Here is a 9,728-nt window from a genome sequence, read left to right as displayed (position 1 = left end):
CTTGGCAAACGGGAGGCGTCCATATAAAAGGACTCATCAGCTCCCACTCCGCACTACGTGCGTCGCGGACGGGTCTGCAGGGGAAACCACCGGCTTCGGTTGAGTTTGTGGCGGCCGTCGGCTTCGCCTCGGCGACGCGCTTCTGCACTCCCTAGGGAACCCCACTTCAAATGATATGGCGGCGTGCCGCAATTATGGTCACGGCGCCGGTGCCGTTGCCGTTCCAATCACAATGGCGATGGCGATGGCGATGGCGATGGCGATGGCGGGGCAATGATGAAGCCGCTGTCTGATGGCGAGGCGTGAGCGCGAAAACGCAGCGATCGGTTTTATGAATGGCTCTTCGGCGCGCGTAGCGCCGCCGGAAGTATGACGCCCTTGTCACAAACCTACGCAGCGGCACGAGCACAGATTCCAGATGCACCACTACCCTGAGCAAACCACGGTGCCCACTTAGCATTAGCGGTTTGAGCCGCTTTCTTTGCTTATCTTTCTTTGCGGCGGCAAAGAAAGTAAGTGCCGCCCCGCACAGGGGCAACGCTAATAAACCACTACCAATTCAAGGAAAGGCCAACGCCCTAAGAACACGAACAACAAGCGCCGCGAAGGCAAAAAAACCAACCTTCACCCTTCTCGCAAATACCCCACAAGCACCTTATGCGCAACCATATCCACAGCAGGCTTAATCAACCCATTCTTGTCGGTCCAAACCTTCGGCGTCAACGCACCACTCAACGCGACGCTATCCGCGTCACCAAGAGCGAGCAGCGCAGTCTGCACCTCATCATCAAACGCAATCACGTTAACGAAAATCGTATCGCCATCATTGGTGGTCGCCCGGACCTTGCAGGTCACAAAGCGCTTACCATTCTGCCCCGTGCGGATCTGCGCCTCGCCGTATAAGCGCCCGCCCACCAGTCCATCGATCATCGTCCTGCTCCTATTATTCCCCACCGTGCAAAAAGCAAAATCGCCGAGCACGGCCCGTATGATCCCACGATACGCAGCGCGGCTTACGCAAAAGCACGAACTGCTCGCGCCATATGACAATCGCCGCGCGCCTGCGCTGAACTCACACGCTTACCGTGAACCCGTCTGCGCACCTGCCGCCTCGAAAATATCCCGCAGCCATTGCGCAAACACCCGCACCCGCGACGACAACTGGCGATTCTGCGGATACAACACCGAAACCGGCATCGGCGGCGGCGGGAATTCCGCGAGAATGATCTTCAGCCGCCCTGACGCGAGTTCACTCATCACGCGGTATTGCGGCACTTGCACGATGCCAAGCCCGGCCACCGCCGAACCTGTGTAGAGATCGGCACCCGTCACCGATACCGTCGACGGCAGGTACGTGGCCGTATCGCGCCCGTCAATTCTGAATTCGAGCGGCACCGGCTTGCCCGTCGCGCTGGATAGATAATTCACCGCGCGATGCGTGGACAAAGCCGACGGATCGGCCGGCTCGCCGTACGCTTCCAGATAAGCCGGACTCGCCACCGTCACTTGCGGCAATTGCGCCACGCGCCGCCCCACCATCGACGAATCCTGCAGATTGCCCGCCCGCAACACGCAATCGATCCCCTCCCGCACCAGGTCGACCAGCCGGTCGTCCTCGCCGATCGTCAGTTCGATGTCGGGAAATCGCTCGAGAAACGCCGGCAGCGCCGGCACGACAAAGTGCCGGGCCAGCGTGCCCTGCAAATTCACACGCAACAGGCCCTTCGGCGCGATGTTGGAAAACGAACCCTCCGCCTCCTCCATATCGGCGATCAGCCGCACGCAGCGGCGGTAATACGCCTCGCCGTCGTGCGTGAGGCGGACGGAGCGCGTGGTGCGCTCGAGAAGCCGCGCGCCGAGCCGCTGCTCCATGCGCTTCATCAGGTTGGTGACGGTGGCGCGCGGAATCTGCAGGTCGTCCGACGCGCGCGTGAAGCTTTGCCGCTCGGCGATCCGGATGAACACCCGCATTTCCTCGAAACGATCCATGGTTGATGCCTTTGCCGGGCTGGAGATCCGGCTGCCCGTCGGCCAATTATTAAAGTAAATGGAATGATGATGGCAAGTCTAACCCGATTATCTCAGCGACGAAAGCGACCATGATTCACCTCACCAACCCACCAGACAGAAGGAAACGAATCATGAACACGATCAAAAACGCTCAAGTCGCCATCGTTACCGGCGCATCCCGCGGCATCGGCGCAGCAGTTGCGCAACGCCTCGCCAAGGACGGCTTTGCAGTTGCCGTGAACTACGCATCGAGCTCGACGGAAGCCGATGCGCTGGTCGCGGAACTCACAGCGGCAGGCACCAAAGCCATCGCCGTGAAGGCCGACGTTGCGAACGCCGACGACGTGCGTCGCATGTTCGAAATCACCGAACAACAACTCGGCAAAGTGGACGTGCTGGTCAACAACGCCGGCGTGCTGAAGACGCTGCCGCTCGCCGACACCAGCGACGCGCTGTACGACCAGACTTTCGACATCAACGTGCGCGGCACCTTCAACACGCTGCGCGAAGCGGCCGCACGGATGAACAACGGCGGACGCATCGTCAACTTCTCGAGCACGACGCTGGCGCTGAACATGCCGGGCTACGCGATCTACAACGGCACCAAGGCCGCCGTCGAAGCCTTCACGCATGTGTTCGCCAAGGAATTGCGCGGCCGCGACATCACCGTCAACGCGGTGGCGCCGGGCCCGATCGCGACCTCGCTGTTCCTCGACGGCAAGACCGAAGAACAGATCCAGACGTTCGCGAAGATGCCACCGCTGCAGCGTCTCGGCCAGCCGGACGACATCGCCTCGGTGGTGTCCTTCCTCGCCGGGCCGGATGCAGGCTGGGTCAATGGCCAGGTCCTGCGCGCCAATGGCGGTGTGGCTTAACTGAGCTTGAAAACACACAAAGCGCCTCTCTCACAGCAGCTTTAAACGTCGTATCACTTTCACGACTCGGAGCAGAAAAATGCAGAAGAACGTCATCCTGGTTACGGGCGCGGGTACGGGCATCGGCAAGCTCACCGCGCAATCGTTGGCCGAAGCCGGCCATATCGTCTACGCGACGATGCGCGATGTCGAAGGACGCAACAAGCCGCGCGCCGATGAAATTCGAGCGCTCGCCCAGGCGAAGGACATCCAGTTGCATCCGCTTGAACTCGATGTGTTGTCGCAAGAATCCGCCGATGCCGCCGCCGCGACGATCATTCGCGAGCAAAGACGGCTCGACGTGGTGATGCAGAACGCGGGCCATCTGGTGGTCGGTCCGACCGAAGCGTTCACGCCCGAGGAAATGGTGAAGGTATTCGACACCAACCTGCTCGGCGCGCAGCGTGTCAACCGTGCGGTGCTGCCGTATCTGCGCCAGCAGGAAGCGGGCTTGATGTTGTGGATCAGCAGCACGACGACCAAGGGCGGTTTTCCTCCGTTCCTCGGGCCTTACGGCGCTGCAAAGGCGGCGATGGATTCACTGGCCGTCACCCTCGCCTACGAAATCGCGCGCTTCGGTATCGAGACCTCGATCGTGGTGCCGGGCGCGTTCACTCGCGGCACCGCACACTTTCCGAGTGCCGGCAAACCTGCCGATGCGGAGCGCGCCGCCGCGTATGCACGCTATGACGGCGTGATGGATCAGATCGGCGAGCGTCTGTCCGAACTCACACCGGACGACGCCGATCCGCAAGCCGTGGCCGATGAAATCGTGCGGATCGTCGCGTTGCCGTCAGGCGAGCGGCCGATGCGCTCGGTGATCGACTTCGTCGGCGACGGCGCGCGTGAAGTGCTCGAAGTCTCGGAACGCGTGCGCATCGAGTTCGCCAAACGCATCGGTATGGGCGATTTGCTCGAAGCGAAGATCAAGCGGTAATCAATACATGACCGTGGGGGACGCTGAGGCTGACTGATAGACCTTTGCGTCCCGCCGTTCCTTTCCCGCTTTGAACCCACACGCTCATGAAACCCTCAATCCTGCTCGCCTGCGCCGTGCTGCTGCCGTTTCTGATCACCGCTTGCGATGCGCGACAACAAGCTCAGTCGCCGGACGCATCCGTCACCACGCGGAGTACAGCCATGAAACCCTCAGTGACTTATCTTCATCTGTTGAAGCACACGCCCTTCTTTACGAGCCTCACAACCGAACAATTGCGTTGGGTGATCGGCCATTCGCATGAATGGGAAGCGCAATCTGGCACCGTGGTCGCGCAATGCGATAGCAGCGCTCACGGCGGCACTGCGAATGATCAAGGCATGTGGATTCTTTTAGACGGTGGCTGGCAAATCGAATACGGCCAACAGTCGTATCCGGCCGGTCATGCGAGTGCGGGAAAATGGTTTAGCGCGACTGTGACCGATCGGCCATGCAGCCTTGTCACGACCGAACACAGCTATGTGATGAAAATCGAACGCGCCGATTTTGACGTGATGCTCAAACAAGGTTTCGCATTCGATCAACATCTCGATGCAGGGCGCCGCTATTACAGCGAACTGTTCGCCGCTCCGGCCGAACTCGTTAAATAGCAGTCGAGCCGGAGCGGATGGTTACGCCGTGGCAAAGCCAAAGAAGCGTACTTAAACCGCCTTCGGATTACGCTCCGTAAATCCTTCCTGATGCCAATACGGATACGCGGGACGTACAGCGCTCGCAGCGTCGAGTTTCGCCACCTGTTCGGGCGTCAGATTCCAACCCACCGCGCCGAGGTTCTGCCGCAACTGCTCTTCGTTGCGCGCACCGATCAGCACCGTCGATACGGTAGGCCGCTGCAGCAGCCAGTTCAGCGCGATTTGCGGCACGGTCTTACCGGTTTCGGCCGCAACCTCATCGATTGCATCCAGCACGCGGAACAGGTACTCGTCCGGCACCGGCGGCCCCATGTCAGAGGTTTTATGCAGCCGGCTCGTTTCCGGCAACGGCTGGCCGCGTTTGATCTTGCCGGTGAGACGTCCCCAACCGAGCGGACTCCACACCACAGCACCCACACCTTGATCGACGCCAAGCGGCATCAACTCCCACTCGTAATCGCGACCGATCAACGAGTAGTAAGTCTGGTTCGCGACATAGCGCGGATAGCCGTAACGATCCGCGGTGTCCTGCGATTTCATCAGATGCCAGCCGGAGAAATTCGACACGCCGGTGTAGCGGATCTTGCCGGCGCGCACGAGATCGTCGAGCGTCGACATGACTTCGGCGACAGGCGTCTTCGCGTCGAAACCGTGTAACTGGAACAGGTCGATGTAGTCGGTTTGCAGACGCTTGAGCGCTGCGTCCACCGCCTGAATCAGATGAAAGCGCGACGAGCCGACATTGTTCGGACCGTCGTCGAAACGGAAAGTCGCTTTGGTCGAAATAATCGCTTTGTCGCGCTTGCCCTTGAGCGCTTCGCCGAGCACCGACTCGGAAGCGCCGCTCGAATAAATGTCGGCGCTGTCGAACATCGTAACGCCCGCATCGAAACAGATGTCGATCAGACGACGCGCTTCGGCGACGTCCGTGGCGCCCCACGCCTGGAAAAACTCACCCTTGCCGCCGAATGTGCCCGTACCGAAACTCAGTACCGGCACCTTTAAACCAGATGCACCCAAATGCCTGTATTCCATTGACGATTCTCCGTGTCGTAGCCATCGATAAACGGACGTTTAGTCTACGCGCGTCTCGGCAAACGTGCCGGCGAGCGCGGCCAGTGCATCACGCGCGTTTCGAATCACGCTGTCCCAATCGCCCAATGCCGGCTGCCGGAACAATTTCGCTTGCGCATACCAGGGCGTATCTGAGCGCTCCAGCATCCAGCGCCAGCAAGTGTCGAAACGATTCAGAATCCATACCGGCTTGTCTAGCGCGCCAGCCAGATGCGCGGTGGATGTGTCTACGGATATCACCAGGTCGAGGTTTGCCACCAGCGCGGCAGTGTCGGCAAAGTCATCGAGTTCTTCGGTGTAGTCAATGACGTTAGGGTGCGAATCGCTGTGTGGTAACTGAAGCGCAGACGGCCCCTTTTGCAAACTGAAGAACTGCACGTTCGGCACATCGAGAATCGGTGCTAGCCGCTCGAACGCAATCGAACGGCGTGCGTCGTTCTTGCGGAGTTCGGCGACATGCGGCCGGTTTCCGCCGGCCCACACGAGTCCGACCTTCGGGCGCCCTTCTGCTTGCTCAGCGATACGCTCGTGCCATTCACGCGTTGCTTGCGGGTCGGCGAACAGATAAGGCGTCTTTGACGGAATGCTCGCGAGATCGGTCTTGAATGCAAGCGGCAGACTCAGCAATGGGCAGTGACAATCGAACGGCGGCAGAACCTGGCCCGCTTCGATCAATTGATCCACGCCGTCGAGCGTGGACATTAGCCGCATCAACTCATCTGGCACTTCGAGCACGACTTTCGCACCGAGCTTCGACACCATCCCGGCATAGCGGCAGAACTGCAGCGTGTCGCCGAGACCCTGCTCCGCGTGAAGCAGAATTGTTTTGCCGTCGATAGAAAAATCGCCCAGCCAAAGCGGTTGCGCGAAGGTGCGCCGGCCTGCTTTGATCCGGCTACGCTCCCAACGCCATTCGTACTCTTTCCAACCCGCTTCCAGTTGCCCCAGTTGCAGCAGACACAACGACTGGTTCCAATGCGTCTCGGCAGCGGCGGGATTGACGGCCAATGCGCGTTCATAGCTCTGCAATGCTTGCGCGTGCTCACCGAGATCGACCTGGGTCAGTCCAAGGTTGTTCCAGGCATCGGCAAATGCAGGTGCGAGTTCGAGCGCGCGCTCATAGCATTGCCGCGCGTCGTCCGCCTGATTCAGGTCGCTGAGCGCGTTGCCGCGATTGCTCCACGCGTCGGGATAAGTCGGCTGCAATGCGAGTGCGTGATCGCAGCTTGCGAGCGCATCGGCGGGACGGCCCAGATCGCGCAGCACGCAGGCGCGATTGTTCCAGGCTTGCGCGAAATCCGGTGTCAAGGCGATTGCGCGATCAAAGCTGCTGAGCGCATCAAGGGACAAATTCAGGCCGGCTTGCGCGTTGCCGCGATTGTTCAGTGCGTCCGGGAATTTCGATTGCAATGCGAGCGCGCGATTGGCGCTCGCGAGTGCTTCGTCGAAACGTTGCAGGGCATTGAGCGCATAAGCGAGATTCGAATGGATGGGCGCCTGTTTCGCATTGATGGCGAGCGCCTTTCTGAGGAACTCGATGCCCTCCTCGACACGGCCCGCCTGCAGCGCAAGTGAGCCCAACAATTGCAGCGCCTCGAAATGGCGTGGCTTGAGTTCGAGAATCTCACGATAGAGTTCTTCGGCCTCGGCGAATGCGCCGTTCTGCTGAAGCGCGACGGCTTGCCGAAGCATATGGTCCAACTGTTGCGGGAGATTGGCAGGCTTGCTCATGAGGTGAGCTTGGATTGAATGCGTGTGGAACCGGGAAACCGCTTTCAAGCTTGCTGAGTCGCGGCGGAAGCCACGCGGGTCAGGCTTGAAAGAACGAAGCCGATTATCGCCGAAAAGAACGCGTTTGGTCTGCTGTGTGCAAGCGGCTTCGAATGTGCGCGAGCGGGAGGGAGAACTGCTTGTTTTGGGGGCGAGTTTTGCAGGCGTCTCTTTTAGACGTGTTTTTAAGCGGCTTTCTATGCCGCGTTGCGGCGCGCGTCACGTCGCTACGTGACGCGCGCCTTGATGCCTGGACTGTGGCTGGTGTGACTGATGTGTCCGATGTCCGGCTTACTGGGCAGTCAGATGCTTACGCTTGGCGAGATCCTGAGCCATTGCGTAGTGCTCCTGGATGGTCGGGAGTGCCTTTTTCGCCGCGTCCTTCAATTGTTCGTCGCGGCCCGATGCGATTTCCGCCTGGAAGGCCGACAGCGCTTTCTGTTCGCCGGCGAGCGCGACCTGCTCGATGTAGGTCTTGTCGAAGTCGGCGCCGCGCAGGTTATTGATGCTCGCGAGCACCGCCGGGTCCGGATCGTTCTTCGGCACGTCGACGCCACGCGGGCTAGCGGCGCGCAGCGCGTCGGATATTTTCGCGTTGTCGTTCGACACGCGCTCAGCGAATGCCTTCACGTCCCGGTCGGTTGAGCGCGAAGTGGCGATGCGTGCGGCGTCGCGTTGCGTGGCGACAGCCTTGGTGGCGTCGGTGATAAAGGTCTGGTCGGCGGCATGAATGCGAACTGCATCCGGCGCGGCCGCAGTCTGGGCACTGGCCGAGGTAGCGATAACCATAAGGCTGGCCATGCAGGCACTGGTGATGGCGGCGAGAGGCAAGCGGATCATACGTTCTCCTTGGAGTGGAAGCGAAACGACGGAGATGCGAGTGCGCCTTGGCCATGGCACGCGATTGCACTGAACCTTGCAAGTCGCTTGCGACTGGCTAACGGCGCCGCGCTCTTATCGCTGTGCATTCTAGGAGGCGCACTACCCAGCATGTGAAACCATGCTGTCGCTTCTGTAACGTTAGGTAACCTTCATACGAAATACCTGTTTTTGCTGTACAGCCATCGGCCTCTTCCTGCCCTGAATAGTGGCTTGGTGTAAACCAGAAAGCAGCGGCAAACCGCCTGAATTCACTGAACTTTCCTGCTGTTGCGCCGATAACAGAAAGGTAGGGCACGCGCCAGGGCCGAACGGACGGTATGCATGGCGCACCACTCGCACCGCAATCCCTGGAGAGATTCGATGGCAGTAGATCACCGCGCGAACGACGAACGCAGCAACCTGACGAGTTCCAATAAATTCGAGCTGTTGCTGTATCGGCTGGGTTCGGTCCCCGGCAGCGATGCGCATGAGCTTTACGGCATCAACGTTTTCAAGGTGCGTGAAATCTCGACGATGCCGCCGGTGACGCCGATTGCGGGTTCTTCGCCGTTCGTGATGGGCGCGGTGGACATTCGCGGCCAGATTATTCCCGTGATCGACTTGCCGCGCCTGATGGGCTGCGAGCCGACGCGCGGTTTGAACATTTTGCTGGTGACGGAATTCGCGCGTTCGACGCAGGCTTTTGCGGTCGAGGAAGTGGACGACATCGTGCGGCTCGAATGGAACCAGGTGCTCTCCGCGGAAGGCGCGGCCGGCGGTAATCTGGTGACGAGCATTGCACGTATCGACGGCAACACGGGCGATTCGCGGCTTGCCCAGGTGATCGACGTGGAGCAGGTGTTGCGCGACGTGTTTCCGTCACAGCATCCGAGCGTCGACCCGACCTCGGTGGGTGACGCGCTTGGCATCCGCCCTGGCGCGAAGATTCTCGCCGCTGACGATTCCGGGTTTGCGCGCAAGCTGATCGAGCAGGCGTTGAGCGCGATCGGCGCAGACTACGTGATGACCAAGACTGGCGAAGAGGCGTGGAATACGTTGCAGCAGATTGCGCGTGAAGCGCAGGCTAACGGCACGCGGGTGAAGGACAGTATTGCGCTGGTGTTGACTGATCTCGAGATGCCGGAGATGGACGGGTTCATGTTGACCCGTCAGATCAAGGCTGATGAGCGGACCCGGGATATTCCGGTGATTATTCATTCTTCTTTGACGGGTGCAGCCAACGAGGCGCATGTGAAGAATGCTGGGGCGAATGGGTATGTGGCTAAGTTTGCAGCCGGTGAACTGGCTAATGCTATTCGTAATGCGTTGGGGGCGCCTGCGGCGGTAGGGGTTGTTGTTTGAAGGTTAGCCGTTCTTTTTGCCTTCGCGGCGCTTGTTGTTCGTGTTCTTAGGGCGTTGGCCTTTCCTTGTTCTGGCTTTCGTGCCTTTCCTTGAATTGTTAGTGGTCTA

General features: G+C 59.9%; 9 protein-coding genes. 4 read left to right on the top strand and 5 right to left on the bottom strand.

Annotated features, from left to right (window positions below):
- Nucleotides 1–624 precede the first annotated feature (624 nt).
- Together M0D68_RS36515 and M0D68_RS36510 are read right to left on the bottom strand one after the other, a co-directional pair.
- The gene (locus M0D68_RS36515) at nt 625–930 is read right to left on the bottom strand and encodes a single-stranded DNA-binding protein (RefSeq protein WP_054043526.1); all 306 of its coding nucleotides are present in this window, start codon (nt 928–930) and stop codon (nt 625–627) included.
- A 150-nt stretch (nt 931–1,080) separates the two neighbouring features.
- Complete coding sequence (locus M0D68_RS36510) at nt 1,081–1,989, bottom strand: LysR family transcriptional regulator (RefSeq protein WP_211703991.1); 909 nt, start codon at nt 1,987–1,989, stop codon at nt 1,081–1,083.
- A 152-nt stretch (nt 1,990–2,141) separates the two neighbouring features.
- On the opposite strand from M0D68_RS36510, the gene M0D68_RS36505 reads away from it, so the two are divergent.
- From M0D68_RS36505 to M0D68_RS36495, 3 genes are all read left to right on the top strand, one after another.
- A complete protein-coding gene (locus M0D68_RS36505; protein WP_266226913.1) occupies nt 2,142–2,885 on the top strand; it encodes an SDR family oxidoreductase in 744 nt (247 codons plus the stop codon).
- A gap of 79 nt (nt 2,886–2,964) precedes the next feature.
- Nucleotides 2,965–3,861, top strand: coding sequence for an SDR family oxidoreductase (locus tag M0D68_RS36500; RefSeq protein ID WP_266226911.1), 897 nt, complete (start codon nt 2,965–2,967; stop codon nt 3,859–3,861).
- Nucleotides 3,862–4,064: 203 nt separating this feature from the next.
- Nucleotides 4,065–4,511, top strand: coding sequence for a hypothetical protein (locus M0D68_RS36495; protein WP_244179617.1), 447 nt, complete (start codon nt 4,065–4,067; stop codon nt 4,509–4,511).
- 51 nt (nt 4,512–4,562) lie between these two features.
- Here the strand turns inward: M0D68_RS36495 and M0D68_RS36490 are convergent, their stop codons facing one another.
- The 3 genes from M0D68_RS36490 to M0D68_RS36480 form a co-directional block, all read right to left on the bottom strand.
- On the bottom strand, nt 4,563–5,588 hold the full coding sequence (locus tag M0D68_RS36490; protein WP_054043530.1) for an aldo/keto reductase: 1,026 nt from the start codon (nt 5,586–5,588) through the stop codon (nt 4,563–4,565).
- Nucleotides 5,589–5,627: 39 nt separating this feature from the next.
- Entirely contained in the window at nt 5,628–7,358 is a 1,731-nt protein-coding gene (locus M0D68_RS36485) for a tetratricopeptide repeat-containing glycosyltransferase family protein (RefSeq protein ID WP_266226910.1), read from the bottom strand.
- A 330-nt stretch (nt 7,359–7,688) separates the two neighbouring features.
- On the bottom strand, nt 7,689–8,237 hold the full coding sequence (locus M0D68_RS36480; RefSeq protein ID WP_266212931.1) for a DUF4142 domain-containing protein: 549 nt from the start codon (nt 8,235–8,237) through the stop codon (nt 7,689–7,691).
- A gap of 402 nt (nt 8,238–8,639) precedes the next feature.
- Here M0D68_RS36480 and M0D68_RS36475 point away from each other — a divergent pair, with 402 nt between their 5' ends.
- Nucleotides 8,640–9,620 carry a chemotaxis protein gene (locus tag M0D68_RS36475; protein ID WP_266226909.1) on the top strand — a complete coding sequence of 327 codons (981 nt, stop codon included), beginning with the start codon at nt 8,640–8,642 and terminating at the stop codon, nt 9,618–9,620.
- The last annotated feature ends 108 nt before the right edge of the window (nt 9,621–9,728 follow it).

Source organism: Paraburkholderia sp. SEWSISQ10-3 4 (assembly GCF_030464785.1).
GTDB lineage: Bacteria > Pseudomonadota > Gammaproteobacteria > Burkholderiales > Burkholderiaceae > Paraburkholderia > Paraburkholderia aspalathi.
This window is presented reverse-complemented; position numbering and strand designations above follow the sequence as displayed.

What these genes read in the sequence shown, in the direction of transcription:
- M0D68_RS36515 (WP_054043526.1), bottom strand. Translation starts at nt 930, where the DNA reads ATGATCGATGGACTGGTGGGCGGGCGCTTATACGGCGAGGCGCAGATC.
- M0D68_RS36510 (WP_211703991.1), bottom strand. Translation starts at nt 1,989, where the DNA reads ATGGATCGTTTCGAGGAAATGCGGGTGTTCATCCGGATCGCCGAGCGG.
- M0D68_RS36505 (WP_266226913.1), top strand. Translation starts at nt 2,142, where the DNA reads ATGAACACGATCAAAAACGCTCAAGTCGCCATCGTTACCGGCGCATCC.
- M0D68_RS36500 (WP_266226911.1), top strand. Translation starts at nt 2,965, where the DNA reads ATGCAGAAGAACGTCATCCTGGTTACGGGCGCGGGTACGGGCATCGGC.
- M0D68_RS36495 (WP_244179617.1), top strand. Translation starts at nt 4,065, where the DNA reads ATGAAACCCTCAGTGACTTATCTTCATCTGTTGAAGCACACGCCCTTC.
- M0D68_RS36490 (WP_054043530.1), bottom strand. Translation starts at nt 5,588, where the DNA reads ATGGAATACAGGCATTTGGGTGCATCTGGTTTAAAGGTGCCGGTACTG.
- M0D68_RS36485 (WP_266226910.1), bottom strand. Translation starts at nt 7,358, where the DNA reads ATGAGCAAGCCTGCCAATCTCCCGCAACAGTTGGACCATATGCTTCGG.
- M0D68_RS36480 (WP_266212931.1), bottom strand. Translation starts at nt 8,237, where the DNA reads ATGATCCGCTTGCCTCTCGCCGCCATCACCAGTGCCTGCATGGCCAGC.
- M0D68_RS36475 (WP_266226909.1), top strand. Translation starts at nt 8,640, where the DNA reads ATGGCAGTAGATCACCGCGCGAACGACGAACGCAGCAACCTGACGAGT.